Source organism: Rhodococcus yunnanensis NBRC 103083 (assembly GCF_001895005.1).
In the GTDB taxonomy this organism is placed as follows: domain Bacteria; phylum Actinomycetota; class Actinomycetes; order Mycobacteriales; family Mycobacteriaceae; genus Rhodococcoides; species Rhodococcoides yunnanense.
Map to the genome: position 1 here is coordinate 155,945 of NZ_BCXH01000012.1, position 25,389 is coordinate 181,333.

The 25,389-nt window shown below is 64.9% G+C and carries 22 protein-coding genes; 7 read left to right on the forward strand and 15 right to left on the reverse strand.

What is annotated here, in order from left to right; genetic code table 11:
* Positions 1 to 2: 2 nt before the first annotated feature.
* The 4 genes from RY1_RS19130 to RY1_RS19145 are packed head-to-tail and all read right to left on the reverse strand — an operon-like array spanning position 3 to position 5,228.
* Positions 3 to 1,601 (reverse strand): acyl-CoA carboxylase subunit beta, encoded by a 1,599-nt coding sequence (locus tag RY1_RS19130; protein ID WP_072805607.1) that lies wholly within the window; start codon positions 1,599 to 1,601, stop codon positions 3 to 5.
* The gene (locus tag RY1_RS19135) at positions 1,598 to 2,746 is read right to left on the reverse strand and encodes an acyl-CoA dehydrogenase family protein (RefSeq protein WP_072805608.1); all 1,149 of its coding nucleotides are present in this window, start codon (positions 2,744 to 2,746) and stop codon (positions 1,598 to 1,600) included. The genes RY1_RS19130 and RY1_RS19135 overlap by 4 nt, the downstream gene beginning before the upstream one ends.
* Positions 2,743 to 4,434 carry an acyclic terpene utilization AtuA family protein gene (locus RY1_RS19140; protein WP_072805609.1) on the reverse strand — a complete coding sequence of 564 codons (1,692 nt, stop codon included), beginning with the start codon at positions 4,432 to 4,434 and terminating at the stop codon, positions 2,743 to 2,745. Before RY1_RS19140 ends, RY1_RS19135 begins: the two co-directional genes overlap by 4 nt.
* A complete protein-coding gene (locus RY1_RS19145) occupies positions 4,431 to 5,228 on the reverse strand; it encodes a TIGR03084 family metal-binding protein (RefSeq protein WP_072805610.1) in 798 nt (265 codons plus the stop codon). The genes RY1_RS19140 and RY1_RS19145 overlap by 4 nt, the downstream gene beginning before the upstream one ends.
* A gap of 98 nt (positions 5,229 to 5,326) precedes the next feature.
* On the opposite strand from RY1_RS19145, the gene RY1_RS19150 reads away from it, so the two are divergent.
* Both RY1_RS19150 and RY1_RS30670 read left to right on the forward strand, forming a co-directional pair.
* Positions 5,327 to 6,862, forward strand: coding sequence for an alkaline phosphatase family protein (locus RY1_RS19150; protein WP_072805611.1), 1,536 nt, complete (start codon positions 5,327 to 5,329; stop codon positions 6,860 to 6,862).
* A 353-nt stretch (positions 6,863 to 7,215) separates the two neighbouring features.
* On the forward strand, positions 7,216 to 9,405 hold the full coding sequence (locus tag RY1_RS30670) for an HNH endonuclease signature motif containing protein (protein ID WP_072805612.1): 2,190 nt from the start codon (positions 7,216 to 7,218) through the stop codon (positions 9,403 to 9,405).
* Between the two features lie 156 nt (positions 9,406 to 9,561).
* Here RY1_RS30670 and RY1_RS19160 read toward each other — a convergent pair whose 3' ends face one another.
* From RY1_RS19160 to RY1_RS19175, 4 genes are all read right to left on the reverse strand, one after another.
* Positions 9,562 to 11,604: an ArnT family glycosyltransferase gene (locus tag RY1_RS19160; protein ID WP_174565423.1), complete on the reverse strand. Its 2,043-nt coding sequence runs from the start codon at positions 11,602 to 11,604 to the stop codon at positions 9,562 to 9,564.
* A 91-nt stretch (positions 11,605 to 11,695) separates the two neighbouring features.
* Complete coding sequence (locus tag RY1_RS19165; protein WP_072805613.1) at positions 11,696 to 12,076, reverse strand: DUF6841 family protein; 381 nt, start codon at positions 12,074 to 12,076, stop codon at positions 11,696 to 11,698.
* A gap of 27 nt (positions 12,077 to 12,103) precedes the next feature.
* A complete protein-coding gene (locus RY1_RS19170; protein ID WP_072805614.1) occupies positions 12,104 to 13,807 on the reverse strand; it encodes an MDR family MFS transporter in 1,704 nt (567 codons plus the stop codon).
* 113 nt (positions 13,808 to 13,920) lie between these two features.
* Positions 13,921 to 15,207 carry an MFS transporter gene (locus RY1_RS19175; RefSeq protein WP_072805615.1) on the reverse strand — a complete coding sequence of 429 codons (1,287 nt, stop codon included), beginning with the start codon at positions 15,205 to 15,207 and terminating at the stop codon, positions 13,921 to 13,923.
* 66 nt (positions 15,208 to 15,273) lie between these two features.
* On the opposite strand from RY1_RS19175, the gene aroQ reads away from it, so the two are divergent.
* From aroQ to RY1_RS19190, 3 genes are read left to right on the forward strand one after another with little or no spacing between them, the layout of a single operon-like run.
* A complete protein-coding gene (aroQ, locus tag RY1_RS19180; RefSeq protein ID WP_174565424.1) occupies positions 15,274 to 15,708 on the forward strand; it encodes a type II 3-dehydroquinate dehydratase in 435 nt (144 codons plus the stop codon).
* A gap of 60 nt (positions 15,709 to 15,768) precedes the next feature.
* Positions 15,769 to 16,491, forward strand: coding sequence for a DsbA family protein (locus RY1_RS19185; protein WP_245819755.1), 723 nt, complete (start codon positions 15,769 to 15,771; stop codon positions 16,489 to 16,491).
* A 30-nt stretch (positions 16,492 to 16,521) separates the two neighbouring features.
* Entirely contained in the window at positions 16,522 to 17,091 is a 570-nt protein-coding gene (locus tag RY1_RS19190; protein WP_072805618.1) for a vitamin K epoxide reductase family protein, read from the forward strand.
* Positions 17,092 to 17,119: 28 nt separating this feature from the next.
* Here RY1_RS19190 and RY1_RS30915 read toward each other — a convergent pair whose 3' ends face one another.
* Positions 17,120 to 17,560 (reverse strand): RidA family protein, encoded by a 441-nt coding sequence (locus RY1_RS30915; protein WP_306305356.1) that lies wholly within the window; start codon positions 17,558 to 17,560, stop codon positions 17,120 to 17,122.
* Between the two features lie 147 nt (positions 17,561 to 17,707).
* On the opposite strand from RY1_RS30915, the gene RY1_RS19200 reads away from it, so the two are divergent.
* Both RY1_RS19200 and RY1_RS19205 read left to right on the forward strand, forming a co-directional pair.
* A complete protein-coding gene (locus RY1_RS19200) occupies positions 17,708 to 19,126 on the forward strand; it encodes a C40 family peptidase (protein ID WP_072805620.1) in 1,419 nt (472 codons plus the stop codon).
* Positions 19,127 to 19,218: 92 nt separating this feature from the next.
* Complete coding sequence (locus tag RY1_RS19205) at positions 19,219 to 19,971, forward strand: acyl-[acyl-carrier-protein] thioesterase (protein ID WP_072805666.1); 753 nt, start codon at positions 19,219 to 19,221, stop codon at positions 19,969 to 19,971.
* Here the strand turns inward: RY1_RS19205 and RY1_RS19210 are convergent.
* From RY1_RS19210 to RY1_RS19235, 6 genes are read right to left on the reverse strand one after another with little or no spacing between them, the layout of a single operon-like run.
* Entirely contained in the window at positions 19,890 to 21,296 is a 1,407-nt protein-coding gene (locus RY1_RS19210; protein WP_072805621.1) for an AMP-binding protein, read from the reverse strand. The two genes, RY1_RS19205 and RY1_RS19210, sit on opposite strands and share 82 nt — an antisense overlap.
* A gap of 1 nt (position 21,297) precedes the next feature.
* Positions 21,298 to 21,897: an energy-coupling factor transporter transmembrane component T family protein gene (locus RY1_RS19215; protein ID WP_072805622.1), complete on the reverse strand. Its 600-nt coding sequence runs from the start codon at positions 21,895 to 21,897 to the stop codon at positions 21,298 to 21,300.
* Positions 21,894 to 22,574 carry an energy-coupling factor ABC transporter ATP-binding protein gene (locus RY1_RS19220; protein WP_072805623.1) on the reverse strand — a complete coding sequence of 227 codons (681 nt, stop codon included), beginning with the start codon at positions 22,572 to 22,574 and terminating at the stop codon, positions 21,894 to 21,896. Before RY1_RS19220 ends, RY1_RS19215 begins: the two co-directional genes overlap by 4 nt.
* Positions 22,571 to 23,698, reverse strand: a complete 1,128-nt coding sequence (locus tag RY1_RS19225; RefSeq protein ID WP_072805624.1) for a thiolase family protein — start codon at positions 23,696 to 23,698, stop codon at positions 22,571 to 22,573. The genes RY1_RS19220 and RY1_RS19225 overlap by 4 nt, the downstream gene beginning before the upstream one ends.
* The gene (locus RY1_RS19230) at positions 23,695 to 24,795 is read right to left on the reverse strand and encodes an AMP-binding enzyme (RefSeq protein ID WP_072805625.1); all 1,101 of its coding nucleotides are present in this window, start codon (positions 24,793 to 24,795) and stop codon (positions 23,695 to 23,697) included. Before RY1_RS19230 ends, RY1_RS19225 begins: the two co-directional genes overlap by 4 nt.
* Positions 24,792 to 25,322, reverse strand: a complete 531-nt coding sequence (locus tag RY1_RS19235) for a biotin transporter BioY (RefSeq protein ID WP_072805667.1) — start codon at positions 25,320 to 25,322, stop codon at positions 24,792 to 24,794. Before RY1_RS19235 ends, RY1_RS19230 begins: the two co-directional genes overlap by 4 nt.
* Positions 25,323 to 25,389 lie beyond the last annotated feature (67 nt).

Below are 25,389 nucleotides of genomic sequence, written 5' to 3' on the forward strand. Positions count from 1 at the left end.
CATCACATCCGGAAGACGCCGAAGGTATCGGTGCCTTCGATCGGGGCAGAGGCGATGGCCGACAGGCACATTCCCACTACCGTACGGGAGTCGCGGGGGTCGATGACGCCGTCGTCGTACAGGCGCCCGGAGAGGAACATCGGCAACGACTCGGCTTCGATCTGATTCTCGATCATCGCGCGGAGACCGGCGTCGGCGTCCTCGTCGAAGGCTTGTCCGCGGGCTTCGGCGGCGGCACGGCCGACGATGGAGATGACTCCGGCGAGCTGCGCGCCGCCCATGACTGCGGATTTGCTACTGGGCCAGGCGAACAGGAACCGGGGATCGAAGGCACGTCCGCACATGCCGTAGTGCCCCGCGCCGTAGGACGCTCCGAGCAGGATCGAGATGTGCGGGACCTTCGAATTGGCGACAGCGTTGATCATCATCGATCCGTGCTTGATCATGCCGCCCTCCTCGTACTCCTTGCCCACCATGTAGCCGGTGGTGTTGTGCAGAAACAACAACGGGGTGTTCGAGCGGTTCGCGAGCTGAATGAACTGTGTCGCCTTCTGCGACTCCTCGCTGAAGAGGACACCGCGCGCGTTCGCCAGAATGCCGATCGGATACCCGTGCAGATCCGCCCACCCGGTGACGAGCGAGGAACCGTACATCGGCTTGAACTCGTCGAAATCGGATCCGTCGACGATGCGTGCGATGACCTCGCGCGGATCGAACGGAATCTTCAGATCGGTGGGTACGATGCCGAGTAGATCCTCCGGATCGGCGAGCGGCTCGATGACGTCGGCCCTGGGTTCGGGTCCCTTCTTCTTCCAGTTGAGCCGTTTCACGATGCTGCGGCCGATGCGGATCGCATCCTGCTCGTCGACGGCGAAATAGTCTGCAAGACCTGACTTTCGGGCATGCATCTCGGCGCCACCGAGCGATTCGTCGTCGGAATCCTCACCGGTGGCCATCTTGACCAGCGGCGGACCGGCGAGGAAGACCTTGGATCGCTCCTTGATCATGACGACGTGGTCGGACATCCCTGGGATGTAGGCACCGCCTGCGGTGGAGTTACCGAACACCAGCGCGATAGTCGGAATCCCCTTGGCGGACAGTTGCGTCAGATCGCGGAACATGCGGCCACCGGGGATGAACACTTCCTTCTGCGTCGGCAGATCGGCGCCACCGGACTCGACGAGCGAGATGACCGGTAGACGGTTCTGCGTCGCGATGTCGTTGGCACGGAAGCCCTTCTTCAGGGTCCAGGGGTTGCTGGCCCCACCACGAACGGTCGGATCGTTGGCGACGATCAGACATTCGACGCCGCTGACGATTCCGATGCCCATGACTGTGCTGGCGCCGACGGGAAACTCGCTCCCCCACGCGGCCAGGGGGCACAGCTCGAGGAACGCCGAATCCTCGTCGACGAGAAGCTCGATGCGTTCGCGGGCGAGGAGCTTGCCGCGCTTCTTGTGGCGTTCGACGTATTTCTCACCGCCGCCGAGAAGAGCCTTGGAATGCTCCGCGTCGATCTCGGCAAGTTTGATGTTCATGGCCTCGGTCGCGCCGGTGAACTGCTCCGACGCGGTGTCGAGGGTCGACTTCAGCACGCTCATGCCTGATACCCCAATCGTTTTGCTGCGAGACCGGTCAGAATTTCGGTGGTGCCGCCGCCGATACCGAGGATGCGCATGTCGCGGTACTGCCTTTCGACTTCGCTTTCACGCATGTAGCCGAGTCCGCCGAAGAGCTGGACGGCCTGGTTGGCCACCCATTCCCCGGATTCGACGGCGGTGTTCTTGGCGAAGCAGACTTCGGCGATGAAGTCGTTGTCCTCGTCGAGAGAACGCTCGACGAGGTTTCGGGTGTAGACGCGCGCGATGTCGATCTTCCTGGCCATCTCGGTGACGGTATTCTGCACGGATTGCCGTGCGATGAGCGGTTTTCCGAACGTCTCGCGATCGCGAACCCACCGCAGCGTGAGGTCGAGACAGCGCTGAGCGCTGGAATATGCCTGCGCCGCAAGGGCGATCCGCTCGGTGAGGAAGGCGTGGGCGATCTGCGCGAACCCCGAGTTCTCCGCGCCGACGAGGCCGGTGGCTGGCACGCGGGCGTCGGTGAAGGTCAGCTCCGCGGTGTCCGACGCCCTCCACCCCATTTTGTCGAGCTTGCTCGTCACCTCGAAGCCCGGGGTGCCCGTCTCGACGACGAGGAGCGAGACCCCTGCTGCGCCGTCGCCTCCGGTGCGGACAGCGGTGACGACGAAGTCCGCACGGCAACCGGAGGTGATGTACGTTTTCGCGCCGTTGACGACGTAGTGATCGCCGTCTTTCACGGCCTTGGTACGCAGATGTCCGACGTCGGATCCACCGCCCGGCTCGGTGATGGCGAGAGATCCGATCTTCTCTCCTGCCAGGGTCGGCCTGACCCACTTGTCGATCTGTTCGGTATCACCGGCTGCCACCAGGTGAGGCAACGCGATTCCACTGGTGAAGAGCGATGCAAACACCCCACCGGACGCGCCCGCTTGGTGCATTTCCTCGCAGATGACGACGGCGTCGGCGAGATCTCCCCCGTCGCCGCCCACGTCCTCGGGGAACCCTGCGCCGATGAGTCCGAGAGCTGCTGCCTTCTTGTGCAGATCACGCGGCAGTTCACCGTCGGTCTCCCACTGATTCAAGTTCGGCAGAATCTCCTGTTCTACGAAGCTACGTACGGTCTTTCGCAGTTGCTTACGTTCAGGGGTATTCCAGATGGTCATATCTGTCCTTTGAAAACCAGCGTTTCGGGAATGTCGATGTGACGCGACCGCAGCCACTCGCCGAGCCCCTTGGCCTGTGGATCGAATCGTGCCTGCGAGGCGACGCCGTCGCCGAGGATGCCCTCGATGACGAAATTGACGGCACGTAGGTGTGGCAGGACGTGCCTGGTGACGGCGAGGTTCTCCGCTTCCGGGAGGAGAGTCTTCATGCGCTCGACGGTCAGAGCATGTGCCAACCAGGAGAATTCGTCGTCTGTACGGACCCAGACACCCACGTTGGCGCTTCCGCCCTTGTCGCCGCTGCGGGCGGCGGCGATGGTGCCGAGTGGAACCCTGATAGTGGGTTCCTCGGGTCGTCGCGTCGGGAGTTCAGGCGGGTCGACTGGTTCGAGCGCCTGCGTCTCGGTGGCCTGAGCGATGTCGATTCGGGTTCCATCGGGCAGCACAGCCACGTGAGGGACCTGTTCTGCTGGAACATATCCCGCGGTGAACACACCGTACGGTGCACCGTTGCCGGGAGGGGCAGTCAGCGAGAAACCGGGGTAGCTAGCGAGGGCGAGTTCGACTGCAACCGAGGAGAACTGACGGCCGACGAGGTTCGGATCGCTGTCCCGAGCGACGCACCTGAGCAGTGCACTCGCGGTTTCCTCGGTCTCGGCGTCGGGCTTGTCGGTCCGGACGAGCGTCCACTCGAGTTCTTCGGGCCTCGCCGGCAACCACGCCTCGAACTGTCTCTGTGCAAGTTCGGCTTTGGCAGCGATATCGAGTCCGGTGAGAATCAGCGTGAATTCGTTGCGGAACCCACCGAGCGTGTTGAGCGAGACCTTCAGTGTGGGGGGCGGCGCCTCACCCTTCACCTGGGAGATTCGCACGCGGTCGCTCGACTGCTGCGTCAGGACCGCGGTGTCGATTCGGGCCGTGACATCGGGATTGGCATAGCGACCACCGGTGATCTCGTACAGCAGCTGCGCGGTGACGGTCCCGATGCTGACCGCCCCGCCGGTGCCCGAATGCTTGGTGATGACGGAGGAACCGTCGGCGTCGATCTCGGCGATGGGGAATCCGGGGCGTCCCATGTCGGCGATCTCGGTGAAGAACGAGTAGTTGCCTCCAGTGGCCTGAGTGCCACATTCGATGACGTGACCGGCCACCACGGCCCCGGCCAGGGCGTCGTACTCCGTTGTTGCCCAACCGAAATGGTGAGCGGCAGGCCCGACGATGACGGAGGCGTCGGTGACGCGCCCGGTGACGACGACGTCGGCGCCCTGCTTCAGGCATTCGGCGATGCCCCACGCGCCGAGATAGGCGTTCGCGGTGAGCGGGCTGCCGAGGCCCAGTTCCTCGGCCCGTGGAAGCAGGTCGTCGCCTTCGACGTAGGCGATCTTCGCCCCCGAGTCCAGCTTGGTCAGCGCCTCGGCAAGACCGCGAGGATTCAGACCTCCCGCGTTGGCCACGATCTTGACGCCTGCGTCCAGCGCGAGCCCGAGGCAGTCCTCTGCCTGACGCAGAAAGGTTTTCGCGTATCCGCGGGAGGCGTCCTTCATGCGATCGCGACCGAGAATGAGCATGGTCAGTTCCGCGAGGTAATCGCCGGTGAGGTAGTCGAGGTCGCCGCCTTCGAGCATCTCGCGCATCGCCGACAGTCGATCGCCGTAGAAACCGGAGCAGTTGCCGATCCTGACAGTCATCGTTTTTCTCGTCCGGTTCCAGGAAGGCCCGCGAAGGCTTGGGCGATGGTGAGCCAGTGCTGCGCGTCGTCGCCGACGGCATGGACGTCGAGGTCGTCGCGGTGAGCCCGTTGGGTCACCAGCAGGCAGAAGTCCGCCGCCGACCCGGTGACACGCTGCGACGCGTCACCGGGGCCCCAGATCCAGAGCTCACCCAAGGGGGAGGTCAGCTCAACCCGGAACTGCTCGGTCGGCGGGGCCTGTTGGTGCAGCGAGTACGCGAAATCCCGTGTACGCACCCCGATGTGGGCGACACCTTTGATCCGTTCGGTCGGTTCGCGGGTGATCCCGAGCGCGTCGGCGACGTCCTGACCGTGCGCCCACGTCTCCATCAAACGGGCGGTCGCCATCGACGCTGCGCTCATCGGCGGACCGAACCACGGGATCTTGACGCCCCGGCCGACTCGGCCGAGCGCGTCGGCCATGGTGTGGCGCCGGGTTCGCCACGTGGCGAGGAGGTTCGATCGGCGCGATTCCACCTCGGCGGCCGCATCGACGAATCCCGTCGGATCCGACCACGCCTGCTTCAGGACGACGTCGAATTCGGCGGCCGCGTCGGCGTCCCCTGCTGCACCCGAGGTGGTGCGTTCGGCGACGTTGTCGGTCCAGGAAAGATGTGCAATCTGATGGGCGACGGTCCAGCCCGGTGCGGGAGTAGGCGTCGACCATTGTTGTTCGGTGAGTTCTGCGACCAGTGCGTCGAGGGCATCCCCCTCGGCGCGGAGGTCATCGACGATCGAGTCGAGGTCGGCCATGGGAACAGCCTCACATCACCTCGACAAAAAAGCAAGCATGCCTGCTTGTTAATTCCGTATCCGCCGCACCGCGCGCTGCCGCGTGCGACGATTCCCGCATGGTGCACGGGAACCCGTTCGCGGGATTGACCAGGCGCGAGTTCCTCGCCAAAGCCACCGCGGCAGGCTCGGTAGCGCTGCTCGGCTCGTGGGCGAGTCCCGTCATCGCGCGAGCGCACGCGCTGTCCGACGGCGGAAGCGGGTCACTGAACGACATCGAGCATTTCGTGCTGTTGATGCAGGAGAACCGCTCGTACGACCACTACTTCGGCACCCTGTCCGGTGGGCGCGGTTTCGACGATCCGTCTCAGGCCTGGAATCAGTTCGGCTACTCCCCCGGTGTGGGCGCGACACCCGACGGCTACATCAACCCGTTCCGGCTCGACACCAACCAGGGTGCATCGCTCGACGGCGAATGCATCAACGACCCGGATCACTCGTGGGCAGGCATGCACGAGTCGTGGAACGGCGGCGCCAACGATCGGTGGATGCCGATGTCGATCGAGTCGGTCGGTGTCGGCAACGGCCCCGCGGCGATGGGTTACTACACCCGAGCCGACATCCCAATTCACTACGAACTCGCCGACGCCTTCACACTGTGCGACAACTACCACTGTTCGGTGCTCGGACCGACGGATCCGAATCGTCTGTACTGGATGAGCGCCAACATCGACCCCGACGGAGTCGCCGGAGGCCCGCTCGTCGAAACTCCTACGCTGATCCCCAAGTTCCGATACTCGTGGAAGACCTATCCGGAGAGCCTCGAAGAGGCAGGCGTCAGCTGGAAGATCTACAACAACAAGGACTTCGGCCCAGCATCGTCGGTAGCGCTCGACGGAATGATGGGGTGCTTCGTCCAGGCCCGGGATCCGCTGTCCGCACTCGCGCGCAAGGGAATCGACCCGACCTACCCCAACGACTTCCGCACCGACGTCGCGAACGGGACCCTCCCAGCAGTGTCGTGGGTCGTGCCGTCACTTCTCAACTGCGAACATCCAGCGCTACCACCGGCATTCGGTGCGGCCGGCTTCGTCGAACTGCTCGACATACTCACCTCGAACCCGGACGTGTGGTCGAAAACAGCACTGATCATCTCGTACGACGAGAACGGCGGATTCTTCGACCACGTGACGCCGCCGACGCCACCGCCGGGTACTCCTGGTGAATTCCTCACCGTTCCACTGGATTCGGTGTCCTCAGCCAATGGCATCGCCGGACCCATCGGGCTCGGATACCGCGTCCCGGCGCTCGTCGTGTCGCCCTTCAGCCGCGGCGGCCTGATCGCCTCCGAGGTATTCGACCACACGTCACAACTGCTGCTGCTGCTGGAGAAACGGTTCGGTGCGCCAGTTCCCAATCTCACGCCATGGCGACGTTCGACGGTTGGCGATATGACCTCGGCTTTCGACTTCGCTTCTCCTCCCGACGCCGCCCGACCCCTCCTGTCCGATCCAGCGCCGCGTGTTCAGAACGCGACCGCGCAGTGCGGCCCGAACATCGCGGCCGGCACCCTCGACAACGGCGTGCCCTACCCGGTTCCCCCGAACTCCATGCCCACCCAGGAGCCCGGCACCCGCGGTACGCCTTCGGGCTAGTTCGTGGGGCGGGGCGGCTTTGGGCACAGGGCGGGGCGGCTTTGGGCACGGCGTGCGAAACATGCGATCCACCTTCTTCGATTCTGTCGGTGGCGTGGTGTATGGCGTCACGTGATCTCTAATTTGTTGCAGTGCAGCACTTTTCCGTTGACATTACTCCAGGAGTTCGATAAACTCGAACATACATTCGACTGAGATGTAGCCGGGGGGCACGAATGGCGGAGACCAGCACTATTAGACGCAGCACCACTAAACGCAGCACCACTAAACGCAGCACCAGGAATCGCAGGACCGCGAGGAGCCCATTCGCGATCTATGCCGGTCCGCAGAAGAAGCCTGTCATCGATCAGTCGGTGCTTCAGGAACTTTCCGAGGTCGCGGTTCTCGAGAATCAGGCGTGTGCGCGCAAAGTAGAACTGGCGGCACAGATCTGGGACTCCTGCATTCATCAGAACGTGCAAGTGGGCGACGTCATCATGGACGCTGGAAACTATGCGGCATCGGAGACCGCGAAGGCGCTGTGCTGCTCCAAGAAAGTCGCCGACACGCTTGCCGAGGTGGGGATGGATTTGCGACTCCGACTTCCTGCGGTCAGGTCGGCCTTCGCCGCAGGTGAACTCGACTACGCCCGAGTTCGTGCCATCTACCGGACGACGGGTGCGCTGTCGGTCGACGCCGCCAACCGCGTCGAAACCGAGGTTCTCCATGCTGCTCGGCGGCTGTCTCCCGGCCCACTCGCCACCGAAGTCGCCGCGATAATTCAGCGAACGGCACCAGAGGAGGCAGCTGAGCTCCGCAAAGATCTCGCCAGTCTCACACGGGTTCGGTACCACGACAGAGACATGATTGCGACGATAGAGGCTGACCTGGAGCCCGCTGACGCTGCGGCATCCTGGCAGCTCATCACCGAGATGGCTGCCACCCTGTGCCGTCGAGACCCACGTACACGCGGCCAGCGTCTCGCCGCTGCGTACTCGGCCATCATGAGGCGTGAGGATTACGTGGCGTGCACCTGCGAGGTGGACGAGGACCATCCGTGCACAGCACAGCGCGAATTGCCCGACCGGCGTGCACCACTGACCACGGTGACCCTGGATCTCGCCACTCTTGTGGGCATGTCCGATCTACCCGGTTACCTCGCGGGGCATGGTCTGATCGATGCCGAGTATGCCCGTGAACTCGCAGCCAACGGAGATCTGCAGCTACTTCTCACAGAGGCCAGAAACATTGCGGAGAAACTCGGCATCGTGTTGGTCGACCCTGCGAGTGTGAGCGACGAGCCAGGCGAGGACGCTGAGGACGCTGAGGACGCTGAGACGAGCGAGAGCACTACGAGCAACGAGGGGCCCAACGCGAGGGCCGGTGAGTCAAACGCCGCCAACGAGGGTCGCGGCAGCGAGGCTTCGGAGACCGAGACTTCGGAGACTGAAAGCTCGGCGACAGGGCTTTCGGAGGCCGCAAGCTCAGAGGCCGGAGCTTCGGAGGCCGCAAGCTCAGAGGCCGGAGCTTCGGAGGCCGAAAGCTCGGCGACAGGGGATTCGGAGGCCGAAAGCTCGGAGGCCGGAGCTTCGGGCAGCCAAGGCTCCGCTGCCGGCAGCGGAGCGCATCTGACATTCCATCCGCTGGGCCGGGGACGACGCAGGCGTGGAATGACGCTTCCGAGGCGCACTGAGACGAAAAAGCCAACGCAGCAGACACATACAGCGGGTGCTCAGGCGAACGAGGGCCAGTATCGGGGGTCGTACACGTTGATCGCTGCGCTCGAGCAGGCAATCAGCGCCAATCCCGGACTGGGCGTCGCACTGTATCCCGATGGCCATGGAGGTTTCGTCGAACCACCAGCGGGCGCACTGCAGTATCGGCCCGGTACAGAACTCGCGGAGTGCGTACGTCATCGCGATCGGACGTGCCGTCACCCCGGGTGCGATGTTCCAGCGGCCAGCTGCGAGATCGACCATGTAGTGCCCTTCCTCCATCGTGATCCGGTGCGAGGGGGTTGGACCGTGCTCACCAATCTTCACTGCCTGTGCAAATACCACCACATGCTGAAAACGATGGGAGTGTGGACGCCGAGCATGTTGGCCGGTGGAGTCGACTACTGGAAGTCCAGCTCGGGCACTACTGCCGTCACGCTACCTGGAGGCACTGTGGGGTCGATCGATTTCGCCGAAGCATCACTGCTCCCGCACATTCCACGCAAACGTAGACCGCAGAGCGGCACCGAAACGGACGCCACAGAAAAGGCCGATACTGTGCTAACCGGCAACCAGGGCCCGACCGGTAGCGCGCCGACCAGTAGCGGCACGGACGCTACTGCACCGACCGATGACGCGCCGACCGGTAGCGGCACGGACGCTACTGCGCCGACCGATGACGCGCCGACCAGTAGCGGCAAGGACGCTACTGCGCCGACCGATGGCGGCACGGACGCTGCTGCGACAACCGATACTGCGCCGACCGCTACCGCTCCGGAGGATGGTGCGGCCGACATCCCAGGCGGGCGAAGCGAGCACGAGGATGCCGATGACCCAGCGCCCTTCTGACATGACCCCGAACTCGTACCCGACGGCAACAGCGACAGGAGTCTGCGTGCACCAACCGTGCCCTGTGGCCGAGGCAGGCGTGAGACGCAGCACGAGGCACGAAGCGAGCCACGAAGCGAGACACGGGTGGACTCATCGGGTGTGCAGCCGGTGAGTTCAGCCTGTGTAGCCGCTCATGTCGTAGACCGTGACACCGTCGACGGTCGTGGCCGTGAAGTTCGCTGCCACCCAGGAAGCGATCTCCGAAGAAGTACTGTCGGACTCGCCTCCCATACTGCCGCCCTGGCCACCGGACATACCGCCCTGGCCGCCGGAGATGTAGTACTTGACCTGGTGATTGCTGACGTAGGAGATGAACTGATCCAACGTCGGGGCAGGGTCACTGCTCCACCCGCCGATCGCTATGACAGCGGTGTCCGTGTCCAATTCGTAGGTCGCGGCGGTCTGCGAACCGTTGACCGCCGCCGACCACGTCGTCCCGGCAGACTCGAGCAGGGCATTGACCTCGTCACTGGATTCGGACCCGCCGCCGCCCATGCCGGTCCCCGCGCCGCCCATCGGCGCCTGGCCATCAGTGGGCGCCTGGCCGTCAGTGGGCGCCTGGCCGTCAGTGGGCGCCTGGCCGGTCGGCATGCCGCCGCCCATATTTCCGCCGCCCATGCCGGTGTCCGTAACGGCACCGGTCGGTCCGGCAGTGGGGATGGATCCGCCGTGCGCGCTCGCCGAGGTCGCGATGGAATACGAGACCGCGCCGCCCAGCCCTGCCAAGGATCCGACTATGGCTGCTACGGCTGCGAGCTTTCGGTAGCGACCGGCCGCGAGAATCAGAACCGCAGCGATGACCGTGCCCGCCAACAGAATCCACTTCAGAGCGGGCAGCCAGTCGGCGTTGCGATGCAAAAGGACCCAGCTCCAGGAACCGGCCGCAACCATCATCGATGCCAATCCGATTCTGCCCCAAATGGATCCGCGCTCCTTCCAGAGCGCGTAACCGCCGGTGCCGACGAGACCTGCGATGGCGGGTGCAAGTGCGACGGTGTAGTACGGGTGGATCGTCCCGGACATGTAACTGAAGATGAGGGCTGTGACCAGGAACCATCCGCCCCACAGGATCAGCGATGCACGCAGCAGGTCGGTGCGCGGGGCACGCCTGCGTGCAACGATGCCGAACACGAGAGCAACGAGCGCGGCCGGGATGAGCCACGAGATCTGGATGCCCATCTCACTGCCGAACAACCGGTCAAGCCCGGTACTTCCACCGAAGCTGGAACCCGCAGCGCCGCCGCTCATCCCGCCGCCACCGCCAGTACCACCACTACCGCCACCACTGCCGTTGCCGTCGGATCCGAAGATGCGACCCAGTCCGTTGTAACCGAGCACCAGATCCATCACCGTGTTGTCGGTGGAACCACCGATGTACGGGCGGGCATCGGCAGGCCACAGTGCGACGGTCAGCACCCACCAACCTGCACCCGTGATCAGCGCGGCGAACGCGCCGACGAGGTGCAGCAGGCGAGCACGCAGCCGCGCCTGCCCCGCTACGAGGTACGTCAGACCGAATGCAGGCAACACCAGCAGACCCTGGAGCATCTTGGTGAGAAACGCGAAACCCAGTGCAACACCGGCGAATGCGAGCCACATCGCGGCCCGTCGGCCTGCCTTGGTCTGCAACGACCGAACCACGAAGTATCCACCGATCGACATCAGCAGAACCAGGAGCGCATCGGGATTGTCGAACTTGAACATCAGTGCGGCTGCAGGCGTGGCGGCGAGGGCTGCACCTGCCAGCAGGCCCGCGGCAGGAGAGGCGACGCGCTTGACGGCGCCGTACACCGTCGCGACGGCACCGACACCCATCAGGGCTTGCGGCAACAGCAGACTGAAACTGGAGAAGCCGAATATCCGTGCGGACAGTCCCATCATCCATAGCGAGGCCGGCGGCTTGTCGACGGTGATGAAGTTCGCCGAGTCGAGAGAACCGAAGAACCACGCCGTCCAATCCTTCGAACCCGCCTGCGCTGCAGCGGCATAGAAGGTGTTCGCGTAGCCACTGGCAGTGAGGTCCCACAGGTAGAGGACCGCGGTGGCGGCGAGAAGAGCAACGAGCCAGGCTGTGTGGCGATCGAACCCGAAGCGACGAATACGCCGATGCTTCGGCTGCGGGTCGGCCTGCCGCGGGGGCAGAAGTGTTGTGGTCACGGTGGTCCTCCATCGAAGATGTCGAGTACCACGGTGACCCCGCGAGCCGCGCCTACCCTGGGAGCACGCTCGAGACTTCCTGTGAACGGATCTAGATGCCGTCCAGCGGTGTCGTCACGGCGATGCGGCGTCGACCCTCCATATCGACGACCACCTGGTAGGCGTTCCGCTCGGTTCCGACGGGCTCACCTGCGTCGTCGAGATTCTCGAGCACCAGATGACCCACCCAGATACCGCCGACCTCGATCTCGGTCACGATGTCCTTCGCACGAACACTCTCGATACCGCGAGACCGATAGAAATCCTGCCCCTGCGTGAAGAAATCACGCGTCTGGTGAGGATCGGTGACGGCCATGCAGCCTCGCGGCGACACCGCCAGCGCAGGATAGTTGTAGATTTCGGCCAGTCCGTCGATGTCGCCGTCGGACAGGTAGCCGGTGTACCTGGCAAAGAAACCCTCGATTGTTTCCATGCCAGGCACACTACGACGCCAGGCAGGCTACTGCTTGTCGCCCGGCGTGCTGTCCGACTCGGCTGCCGTCGCTGCGGCCGCAGCTTCCTCCTCGCGCTCCTGCTGCGCCGCCGCAAGTCCGGACATCGTCCGCAGCGGGACCTCCTTGACGAACAGAACCAACACGAATCCGATGACCAGCAGTATCGCCACGGCAAGGAACACGTAGTCCATCGCGTCGGAGAATCCGATTCGGAACGGCTCCGCCAGAGCGGATTCGAGCTTCTGGATGAACGACGTGTCGACGAGTGCGCTTCCCGCGATGGACGGATCTCCCGCGACGATCGCGTTCGCGAAGCCACTCTCGAGCGGATCCGCACTGCCGGCGGCGGTCTTGACCGCCTCCTGGAACGCCGGATCGGTACTGGCCTCTACCAGTGCGTCCCCCGTTTTGGGCGCGAGCTGGGTGAACAGCATCGACACGAACACCGCAACTCCGAGCGTTGCACCGATCTGCCGGAAGAACGTTGCCGCGGACGTCGAGACACCCATGTCCTTCGGCGGCATCGCGTTCTGAATCGCCAGGGTCAGGGGCTGCATCATCGAGCCGACACCCAAGCCGAACAACGCCATCACGAGCATCGTCTGCCACAGCGGGGTATCCGCGTGCACGTAGTGGAACAGGAACATCGCCAGCGCCATGGCCGCTGTTCCGCACACCGGGAAGATCTTGTAGCGGCCGGTCTTCGAGATGATGCGCCCGGACACGATCGAGCTGATCATCAACGACCCGACGAGGGGAAGCGTCTGATAACCGGCAAGCGTGGGCGACGACCCCTTCACGACCTGCAAGTACTGCGGCAGAAGTGAGATGCCGCCGAACATCGCCGCACCCGAGATGACGCTGACCGCGATGCAGAGAGAGAACAACGAGTTGCGGAAGAACCGCATCGGGATCAAGGCGTCGTCGCCCATCTTGATCTCGGCCAACACGAAGGCCACGAGCCCGAGAATGCCGATCGCGAAGAACGTCAGCGCCCGCGGCGAAGACCAACCCCAGACTCGACCCTGCTCGGCGACGATGAGCAGCGGAACCAGCCCCACCGTCAGCAATGCCGCACCCCACCAGTCGATGCGGGCTTCCCGGCGATTGACCGGCAGATTGAGCACCCGCCACACCACCACCAGCGCGATGATTCCCAGGGGGACGTTGATGTAGAACACCCAGCGCCAGCCGGTGACACCCAGGATCGACGACTGCCCGGCGAGCAGTCCGCCGATGACCGGCCCCAACACGCTGGACGTACCGAAGACGGCGAGGAAGTAGCTCTGGTACTTGGCACGCTCACGCGGGGGCACGATGTCACCGATGATCGCCAACGCCATCGACATCAGTCCGCCTGCCCCGAGGCCCTGCACGGCGCGATAGGCGGCGAGCTCGTACATCGACGTCGCGATGCCGCACAGCATCGACCCGATCACGAAGATGGAGATCGCGGCCATGAAGAAGGGTTTGCGTCCGTACAGGTCGGACAGCTTCCCGTACAGCGGAGTCGAGATCGTCGAGGTGATCAGGTAGGCCGTGGTGACCCACGCGAGAATCGAGAACCCGTCGAGGTCGTCCGCAATCGTGCGTACCGACGTCGCCACGATCGTCTGATCGAGAGCCGCGAGAAACATGCCGACCATCAGGCCGGAGAGAATCGTCAGAATCTCCCGATGGGAGTACTCACCCGGAGTGGGCTGTGTCACTTCTTCTTTGCTTACCACCGCTTGGTCACACCTTTACGATATGTTTGCTTGCAACACACAACTAATTTGGGACCACCAGCATGCACTGGCCCCACACAGAATGCAAAGCAGCGTCAGCGGTCGCGGAATCGTTGAAGGATCTCACGCATCGTGTGCGGATAGATGCCCTCGGCGGCGAGCTGCTTGCGGGTCGAACGCCGGGTCAGCAACACCCCGGTGATCGCGACGGCCCAGACCGGATACTGCGCAAGGAATGCCACCCGGAACGCGTCGAACGTGTATCCACCGAGCGCCTGGAGAATCCAACCGATCGACGCGATCACGAGCAACGACGCCAGGAACCCGCCGATATTGACCATTCCCTGGGCGGTGCCGAGATTGGCGCTCGGATTGAACGTGCGCGCGTAGTCGAACCCGATGACTGAGCCCGGACCACCGACCGAGATCACGACGACGAGCATCACCAGCAGCCACAGCGGGGCCGGGCCGGGAAGCGCGAGCACGATCGCCCACATGACGGCATTGCTGATCATGATCGCCAGCACCATCCACGACCGGCGCATCGGATAACGGCCGGTCAGCACTCCGAGACCGATCCCCGAGACCACCGCCGACACCACCGAAATGGACAGCAATGCACCCGCCGTCGACGCGGACAGGCCCTGGCCGGAGGTCAGGTACGGGATTCCCCACAGCAGCGCGAACACCGTGATCGAGAACTGTGTGCCCATGTGGCTGAAGAATCCGAGCCGTGTACCCGGCCGCTTCCACACCTGGCCGATCGTCGCGATCGTCTCCCGCAACGACGTCTTCGGTTCGATCACCTCGGTGCCGGCAGGCGCATCTCGAATCAGTGCGAGCGCAAGCACGAACGCGACGAGACCGAGCGAAGCAGCACTGCCGAACGCGAACGTCCACCCCGGTCCGTTGAGCAGCATCAGGAACGGCACCGCAGACAGGATCTGACCCATCTGCCCGAGCAGACCCGTCAACTGCGAGACGATCGGAACCCGGCGCGGCGGAAACCATCGCGGCACCAGCCTCAACACCGAAATGAACGTCAACGCGTCGCCGACACCGACGAGCGCCCTGGCCGCGACCGCCACCGGAAGCGACTCCGTCACCGCAAGCGTGACCTGCGCGATGGTCATCAGAAGCGCACCGAGCGCGATCATCTTGCGCGAGCCGACACGGTCCAGAACCACACCCGACGGGATCTGCATCGCGGCATAGACGACGACCTGCAGAACCACGAACGACGACAGCAACGCCGGGCTCACCGAGAATCGATCTGCCGCATCGAGACCTGCGACGCCGAACGCGGTGCGGTGTAGAACTCCGACGATGTAGGCAAAAACGCCGACGCCCCACACCACCCACACAGTTCTCACTGGGAACATTGTGCCGGGTGTGCTGTGGAAGGATCGAATTCGGCGGCAGCGATAGCGACGAAAGTGAGCAACGACATGGCTGGTCCCATCTGGGTGCTCAACGGACCGAACCTGAACATGCTCGGCACCCGTCAGCCCGAGGTGTACGGCCACGACACGCTCGCCGACGTCGTCGCGCTGTGCGAGAAGACCGCCTCGTTGCACGGCCGGACCATCCGCGCGGAACAGTCCAACCACGAGGGCCAGCTGATCGACTGGATCCACGAGGCACGTGGACATGCGTCGGGAATCGTCATCAATCCCGGTGGCCTCACCCACACATCCGTCGCCCTGCGCGACGCCCTCGTCATCCCCGAGGTACCGATCATCGAGGTACACATCAGCAACGTTCACGCCCGCGAGGAGTTCCGCCACCACTCCTTCGTCTCCCCCATCGCCAGCGGCGTCATCGCCGGGCTCGGTATCGCGGGATACGGCTTCGCCGTGGAACGGATCGTCGCTCTTACGTAGCGCTCAGGTTCACCCTCCTATGCTGGCACTGGACTTCGTCGGCGAGAAATGGGAACCACGGTGAGCAACAACAGCAAGAAGAAGGCACAAGCAGCGGCAGCGGCGTTGCAGGGCAAGAAGGACAAGCAGCGCCGCACACTGATCCAGGTCGGCGTTGCCGTCGTGCTGATCGTGTTGATCGCAGGCGTCGGGTTCTTCATCGTCTCGAAGAACTCCGACGACACCACCGCCACACCCGCCGCGGCGCCGTCGTCCGTCACCGCCGACGGCGCGATCCGAATCGGCAATCCCGATGCAGCCGTCGTCGTCACCGCCGTCGAGGACTTCCAGTGCCCGGCGTGCAAGCAATTCGAGTCCATCAGCGGCGAGACGCTCTCCGAGCTGATCGCGGACAACACCATTGCCGTGGACTACAAGCCGATCGCGATCCTGGACCGCATGTCGTCGACGAACTACTCCACCCGCGCGGCCAACGCGAGCCTGTGTGTCGCGGACGCCGACATCACGCAGTGGCCTGCGTGGCACACCTTCATGTTCGAGCAGCAGCCCGCCGAGGGCGGCGCGGGGCTGTCGGACGAAGAGCTGATCAACATGGCTCAATTGATGCAGTTGGACATCGCGTCGTGCGTCAACAGCGGCACCTACACCGACTACGTTACGAGCCAGACCAAAGCCGTGCTCGACGACGGCGTCACGGGTACCCCGACCGTCTCGGTCAACGGCACGGTCGTGTCCAACCCGACTCCGGACGGTCTGCGCGCCGCCATCGCCGCTGCGCAGTGACGTCGAGACGATGAGAGTGACGTCGAGACGATGAGACCGAGCAAGACCACGGCGTGGGTTCTGTCCGTCGGAGGCGTTCTCGGCCTGCTGGCCGCACTGACGCTGACGATCGAGCGCATCAAGCTGCTCGAAGACGCGTCGTACGTGCCGTCGTGCAGCCTGAATCCGGTGCTGTCATGCGGTTCGGTCATGACGACCGAGCAGGCTGCGGTGTTCGGGTTTCCCAACCCGATCATCGGGATCGTCGCCTTCACGATCGTGGTCGTCACCGGCGTCCTGACCCTGGCGAAGGTCGAACTGCCGCACTGGTACTGGCTCGGGCTGAGCCTGGGGACCCTGCTCGGCGAGGTGTTCATCCACTGGCTGATCTACCAGAGCCTGTACTCGATCGGCGCACTGTGCCCGTACTGCATGGTCGTGTGGGCGGTGACGATGCCGATCCTGGTGGTGTCCCTGTCGCAGTTGGTCGATCGAGAGCATGCGGGCACCGTCCCGAGGCTCCTGCTCGAGTGGCGGTGGACCATCCTCGCGATCTGGTATGCCGTTGTGGTCGTACTGATCGGGATTCGCTTCGCGGACTACTGGAAGACCCTCGTCTAGAAAACGGCTGGTCTAGAGAACGGCTGATTCAGAAAACGGCTACGGCGTCGATTTCGATCAGTAACTCAGGCATGGCCAACCGAGCGATCTCGACGACGGTTTGCGCGGGCCTGGTTTCCGGAAACAACTCGCCGAGGATGCCGGTGTACGTGTCGAGGTTGCCGATATCGGCGAAGTAGACCGTGAGTTTGACGACGTTGTCCAGTGTGCCGCCGGCCGCGTCGAGAATCAGCCGGATGTTCTCGAACGACAGGCGTATCTGCGCGTCGACGTCGCCGATGCCCTCGAACTGCCCGTCCGCGCTGATCGCGGTCTGCCCCGACAGATACAGCGTCCGAGCTGCGTTCTCGACGACGACACATTGTGAGAGCAGCTGAGCGCCCGGATCCCAGACGGTGTCGGGTGACAGGACGTGCTTGTCGATGACGTACTCCCCGTGGCTCGGTATGGAACTGGCAACACCGCCAATCTAACGGCCCCGAGCAGCGGGAAGAAACTAGAACACGTTCTATTTTGCTCCGCAAATCGATTCGGCAGGGCATGATGTTGTGAGTCAGCTCACACGCGATGGGGTGACATGGCATGTCGGGGAGAGCTCGAGCACCAGGAGTTGTACATGGCAGGCGATCCGATCGCAGTGATAGTTGCCGTCATCGTGTCCGCCGCAGGCGCAGTAGCCGGGACCGACCTCCCCCAACAGGTCAAGGACGGGGCCGCGGGTGTCGCGGCCGCAGCGGAGGACAGCGCACCGTCGCTGACCCAGCAGCTGCAGGACATGATGAGCACGATGCCCGAGCCCGCGCGCGAAGCAACCGGCACCGCATTGGACAACGGCGCTGCCGCACTGGAAACCGCAGCCGCACCGCTGCTGCCGGACAAGCCCGTCGAACCGGCACCCGAGAACGCAGTCGCTGTGGTTCCGCCTGCCGTCGAATCACCCACGGTCACACCTTCGGCAGCCGGCGAGCCGGCCGAGACGACGTCCTTCCTGCCCTCGATCTTCCCGTCCGGTACCGGCGCAGTCCAGTTCGGTTCGCTGAGTTACTCGCTCGGAGACATCACCAACCAGACGGCATTCATGCCCGCCGCCGAAGCCGTTCGCCGAGCACTCTTTCCCGGCATGCCCGCAACGTTCACCGGAGTGTCACTGTCACCGATCGGGGCGATCACCGCGTTCGTGCCGTGGCTGACGCGCGCCGGATCCATCTGCGGTGGCGTCAAGGCGCCGACCATCGCCGCTCTGTACGCCGCGGAGAACGGATTTCGATACGGGCCCACATCGCCTGTCTCGAGCTCGGGGGCACGGGGGCCGGGGCAGTTCATGCCGTCCACGTGGCGAAAGTACGGCAAGGATGCCGACGGTGACGGCGTCGCCGACATCAACGGCATCGCAGACTCGGTCATGGCGTCGGGAAACCTGCTGTGCGACATCAACCACCAGGTCGAGAAGTGGAAATCGCAGGGCCTCGTGAAAGGCGATAGCCTCGACCTGACCATCGCCGGGTACAACGCCGGCGCGGGAGCCGTCCTCAGGTCAGGCGGAATGCCCTCGGGCACGCCCGATTACGAGAACCAAACGAAGCCGTACGTTGCGAAGATCCGCGCGACGGAGATGCAGTTCGCCGCCGTGTTGACGCCTTTCACCTCCCTCGACCTGGCGGGCATCGGCGGACGCGCCGTCCAGCTGGCGATGGACTACCTCGGGTTGCCGTACGTCTGGGGCGGCGGCAACATCAACGGGCCGTCCGGGGGCGGGTTCGACTGCTCCGGTCTGACCTCGTTCGCCGTCTACAAGGCGTCAGGAGGAATGGTCACGCTGCCGCGCACGTCCGAGACTCAGTGGAACGTCGGAACCGAGATCCCACTGTCGATGGCCCAACCCGGCGACCTGTTGTTCGGTAACTGGCAGTCGGGCGGGCCTGGCCACGTGGCGATCTACATCGGCAACGGCCAGATGGTGCACGCCCCCACCACCGGAGACGTCGTCCGAGTCGCCCCCGTCTTCGACGGAATGAAGGCGCGCCGAGTGCTGTGATCGATCACCGGGTAGGTTCGGGTTCCAGCACGGACCTACCCGGTACTCGATCAGGAGCACGAACTGTGGACAGCGGACGAGGCACAGAGCCCATGGGCTTCGACGACGCTTTGGCGTCCCCTCCGCCCGAAGGCGAAGGCTTCGAAACGAACTGGACCGTGCGACCCGGTGACGTCGACCCGAACAATCGTCTCCGCTTCGACGGCATCGCGCGTTACCTGCAGGATGTCGGTTCCGACAATCTCGATGCGACATCACTCGGCGAGACCGACCCCTTCTGGATCGTCCGCCGAACGGTCATCGACGTCGTCGTACCCGTCGAGTTCCCCGACCGCGTGCACATGCGCCGGTGGTGTTCGTCGATGTCGACGCGCTGGTCGAACATGCGCGTGTCCATCGGCAGCGGCAAAGGCGCCCGCATCGAGACCGAGGGCTTCTGGATCAACATCAGTGCAACGACGGGAATGCCCACTCGCATCAGCGACACCGCGCTCGAACTCCTGGCCCGGACCACCGATCAGCATCGGTTGCGGTGGAAGGCATGGCTCACCGAGGCAGTTCCGGCGGAGTCGCACACCGACGTCCGATTCCCCTTGCGGGCAACGGACATCGACTCGTTCAACCACGTCAACAACGCCGCCTACTGGCATGCCGTCGAAGAATTCGTGGTCGACCATCCACATCTCGTCGCTCGGTCGCACCGAGCCGTCATCGAGTACCTCTCACCCGTCCTGGCCAACGAACACGTGACGATCCGCAATCGCTACGAAAACGGCGCGCTCACACTGTGGTTCGTCGTCGAAGGGTCGGTGCGCACGGTAGCGAAGATCGCGCCAAGAGCCTGACGGTCCAGCTTGCCGCGGGGAGTCCGCGGTAGCGCCTGCAGCACGACCAGCTGCACCGGGATACTCGGGCTCGGCAACGACGCACGGAGGTGCCGCCAGATCTCGGCCGTGTCCGGCGGATCGATTCCCAGAACCACGGCCACGGCCGGAGCTTCGCCCATCCGCGCGTCCGGCACGGCGATCGCCGCAGCGTCGGTGACGGCGGGGATGGCGACGAGAGCGGCTTCGATGGGCGCCAGTTCGACGTTGAGCCCCGCACGAATCAGGGTTTCGCTGTCACGGCCGAACAGTGTGAGTTCGCGGCCATGAAGAGTTCCCCTGTCCCCTACCGTCATCCACCCAGCCGCCGGACCTCCGGCGATTCCCGAGTCGGTCAGATAGCCGTCGAACAGCATGTCGCTTCGGACATGGACGATGCCGTCCCGAATCTCGACGTCGACGCCGTCGAACAACGTTCCCGCACCGGGATCGACGCCGCGGTCGAACGAGACGAAGCTCAACTCCGACGCGCCGTAGAAGTGTACGAGTGCAGCGTTCGGCAACACCCTCTGCACTTCGGCCCTGCCTGACGAAGGCCAGCGGGCGGCGCTGGAGAGCACCTCACGTACGGACGGCACCCGAACGCCCGACCGCGCGAGGTCCCACGCGATGGTCGGTACCGAATAGATGTGTGTCGGTGCATCTTTCACGGCCTGCTCGGCCGGTCGCAGGTCGACGGCTGCACCACGCGTCAGGCCGTGCAGTGCCCCGTAGAGGAAGTGCGTGTGGTCGAGGACGCCCGGGGTGGCCACCCTGTCACCGGGGCGGATGTCGAACGTGGCATCCGAGCGATCGAGCGTCGCGGCCCACGAACGTTGCCCGCGGACGAACAGCTTGGGCTCGCCCGTCGTGCCGGAGGTGACGCCGACGAGCAGTTCGCTGCCTGCGGTTGCCGTCGAATGCGTGCCCGTCGTCGCGAGCGAGTCGACGGACACCGGGTCGGCGCAACCCAATCGCCGCAGCCGGGCATGCTGACGGGGTTCGGCGACCACGACGTCGGGAGCCGATATCTCGAGCACCCTGGCGAACTGCTCGGGCAGCAGGTGTCGATGCAGAAGCACGACTGCGACGCCGGACAGCATCGCAGCCGCCGCCGTGACCAGCGAACCGACGTCGGATGTCGGAAGGACTGCCACCCGGCGCATTCCGCGCATTCCCGCGGCCGCGCCCGTCACGCGAGTCCAGAAGTCGCCGTACGTCACCGATTCCCGGCGGTCGACGACGGCGAGTGCGCCGGGGGTGTTGCGGGCGTGCACCGCGATGCGGTCGGCGAGGAGCTCGCCCATGCTAGTCGTCTACTCCGCGGGCGACGAGAGCGTCGCCCATCGCGTCGGCAGTGCGCAGTGCGCGCACCAGAACCGGAGACGCGAGCGCCGTCATCGACCACTGCAACCCACGCGCCTTACGCGCTTCGGCGACCTCGTGGACGATCGTCGCCAGCAACGGAATGCACCGAATCGCCAGCGCGAGCATCAGCCCGATCCGTTCGGGATCGACGCCGAGCCGTCGCGTCGGTTCGAGTGCACGCGTCACGGTGTCGAGCATGTCGGACACACGCGTGGTCAAGGTGAACACAGCCGCGAGCGCCACCGAGATCAACAACAACCCGCACACCACGATCGCACGCGCGGGTGAGGTGATGATCACCTGGAACACCCCGATGATCAACAGCATCCAGACGATCGGGCGCAGTTGCGCGAGAGCCACCGTGGCCGGGATACGTGCGACGGCGAAGAGTGCGGCGACCATCACCGCGACGATTCCCACTTCCAGAGGTGTTCGAACCGTGATCGTCGCGACCAGGATCGATGCGATCAGCAGGAGTAGCTTCACCCCTGCGGGCAGCCGGTGCAGTACCGAGTTACCCGGCCGGTAGAGCCCGATCACTGGACGAGCTCCCGGTATGCGGGCACAGCGTTCTCCGGGGACCCGTCGAAGGCGACCACGCCGTCGTCGATGACGACAACACGCTCGAAACTGTCCAGCAGCGCAAGCTGATGCGTCACGACGATCACCTGCTGGTCCATCGAGTCCAAGGCCTCGGCCACGACCCGCGCATTTCGCAGATCCAGCAGCGTGGTCGGCTCGTCGGCGATGACGACCTCGGGACGCCGGATGAGCACCGCACCGATCGCGAGCAGCTGCTTCTGCCCACCCGAGAGCAGATGCGACGGGTGCTCGGCGTGCCCGTCGAGCCGGAAACGAACCAGGATTTCCTGGACGCGGTCGGCGACCTCGGCCTTGCTCAGACCCGACCGTCGCAGCGAGAACGCGAGATCCTCGGCGACAGTGGGCATGACGATCTGAGTGTCCGGATCGGTGAAAACGAAGCCGACCTTCTTCCGAACCTGCGCACCTTTCTTCGATGCGTCGATGCCGTCGACGGTCACCGTGCCCGACGTCGGTGTCAGCAGACCGTTGATCATCCGCGCCAGCGTCGACTTTCCGGACCCGTTGGACCCGATGATGCCGACTCGGCGCTCGTCGAATCGAAGATCGATCCCGCGCAACACTTCTCGTTCACCGAATGCATGTCGCACCGATCTGAACACCACTTCACTCACCACGCACGCTCCACGATCATCGCAATACCTTGCCCGCCGCCGATCGCGCAGGCCGCCAATCCCAGCTCGGGCCCACCGTCGACCAACATCTGACTGGCCAAGCGCACCAACAGGATCGCGCCCGACGCACCCCACGGGTGACCCATCGCAATGGCACCACCTTGCGGGCACACGATCCCGATGTCGATGCCGAGGCTGTCCGTCACCCCGAGGACGACCGATGCGAATGCCTCGGTCATTTCCACGATGCCGATGTCGCCCAGTGCCACTCCGGTCCGGCGCAACACTTTCTCGATCGCGGGAACAGGGCCGAGACCGGGAAGGGCAGGGTCCGATCCCGCGACGGCCGACCCCAGAACCCGCAGCGCAGGTAGGCCTCGAGCACGCGACTCCGTCGTCACCGCGAGGGCGGCGGCGCCGTCGGAGATGCCACACGAATTTCCGGCCGTCGCAGTGCCGTCCGTTGTGAAGCTCGGCCGCAGACGCGCGAGCCTGTGCTGCGTCATGTTCGGCCGGATGCGCTCGTCCGTGTCGATGCCCGCGATGGGAACGATCTCGGCGCCGAAGTCGCTCGCTGCCGCCAGCGCGTGCGATCTGGCGGCGTAGGCGTCCTGACGGTCGCGGCCGATCCCCATCTTCAGGGCCAGGTGGTCGGCGGCGACGCCCATGTCCGGGTCGGGAAAGCCCTCCGGTGCGAACGGGGCGCGGGTGTATCGGACGGGATCGCTGCCCGGCTGAGGTGGCCAGAAGCGCCAGGGCGCGGTACTGGCCGACTCGACGCCTCCCGCGATGATCAACTGGTCGTCGCCGCTGCGGATACGCGTCGCTGCCTGCATTACGGCGTCGAGTCCCGACCCGCACTGCCGGTCGAGGGTCACGCCGGGTACCTCGATCCCGAGGCCTGCGGCCAAGGCCGCGATGCGGGCCGGATCGCCGCCCTGTCCGAGACAATTGCCGAGCACGACGTCGTCGACCGAGTCGGAGCATCCGGATTCGCGCACGGTGTTCACCACTGCGGCGAGCACCGGGGCAGCGAGGTCGGTCGTCGTCAGAGCGGCGAACCCGTGACCGGCGTTGCCGATCGGCGTCCGCCACGGCGCGACGAGGACGGGCGAGCAGGTCATGGAAGCAAGTCTTTCACCCGTCCTCGTGCGATCTTCCCGCTGCCGGTGCGGGGGAGCTCGTCGACGACGATCCAGCGCCGCGGTACCGCTTCTCGCTGCAGTCGCCGGCGAGCCTCGAACTTGACGCCGTCGAGTTCGCCGTCCAATTCCACCACCGCCGTGACCGTCTCTCCCAGAACATCGTGCGGGGTGCCGACTGCTGCCGCCGCGCGAACTCCGTCGATGGATTCCAGCGCGGATTCGACGTCCTCGGCGAGGACTGTCGTGCCGCCGACATCGATCGCGGCATCCCCGCGGCCGTGCACGATCAGCTCACCTCCGGGGCTGAGTTCGGCGAGGTCACCGACACCGAACCACTCCGGCGTACCGAGGACGGCGTAGGGGCTGTGCACGAAGAGCAGCCCGTCGCGGATCTCGGCGTCGACACCGCTCAACAGTCGTAGTGGCTCCGGTACGCGACGCGCCGCGACGAGCGAGAGTTCGGCGGCACCGTAGTACTCGATCACGTCGATTCCGGTGGCGAGCTCCTGCGCTCCTGCGTCGAGGGCAATGCCTGCGACGACGGCGGTCCGCAGGTGCGGAGTGCGCCCGACGAGCCGGCGCAGCACCGCGGGCACTGCGTGGGTTGCCGTCGCGGTCTCCTCGTCGTCGGTGACGCAGGCTCCGAGCCACAGTGCGTGCACGGCGGCGAAGAGGTGCATGGTGGCGTGCAGCGGACCGGTGATCAGCACACGATCCTCGGCTGTCAGTCCGGTGATCGAGGTGAACTCCGCGAAGCTGTCGAACCACGACGACGCTGTGCGAGCCAGTGGCCGTGGGCGTCCTGTCGAGCCGGATGTCGCGACGAGCAGCCAGGCGTCGTTCTCGATCGTGTCGCGGTGCGGGCGCGCCTCGGGGTCCTCGATGTGGACCGATACTCCCTGGCGGGCGGCCGCGAACGCGCTGACCAACGCCGTCGGGACGTCGAGGCTCGATCCGTCGTGCACCGGCGCGGCGGGCCACGCCTGGACGGCGGCGTCGAAGTCCGAGTAGGTCAGGGTCTGCCCGCGCCACACGATCGCGGGCCGCTCGCCCGTACCACCGAGCAGTTCGGTCACGAACGAATCAGGCCGGGGTACGCCCGGTGCACACTCTTCGCGACGACGGAGGCGATGACGACTTTTGCCAGGTCACCGGGGATGAAAGCGCCGTTCGAGGAGATCGCGGCCCACACCGACAGGTCCGTGCGCAGTACGAGACCGATGGTTCCGAAGATGTAGATCACGACGATGCCGCCGAGTGCATTGACCAGCAGACCGAGTACGAGCGGGTACTTCGGCAGTATGCGCGCCGTCAGCAATCCGATGACGAAAGCAGCCGGGATCCAACCGATCAGGTATCCGGCGCTCGGACCGGCGAGTGCCGTCAGGCCCGTGCGGCCGCCGGAGAGCAGCGGAAGTCCGATGAGCGTCAACGCGATGAACACGGCAACGGCAGCGGTGCCTTTACGTGCACCGAGGACGGCGCCGGCGAGAATGACACCGAGGGTCTGCAGTGTGATCGGAACACCGCTGAACCCGACAGTGATGGCTCCCGGGAGCCCCAGCGCGGCCAGCAGCGCGGCGAACACGGCGATCTGCGCCATGTCCCGAGCCGAGACCCCAACCTTCGAACGGGCCACTGCCGACTCCTGTGTGCCTTCGAGACCTGCC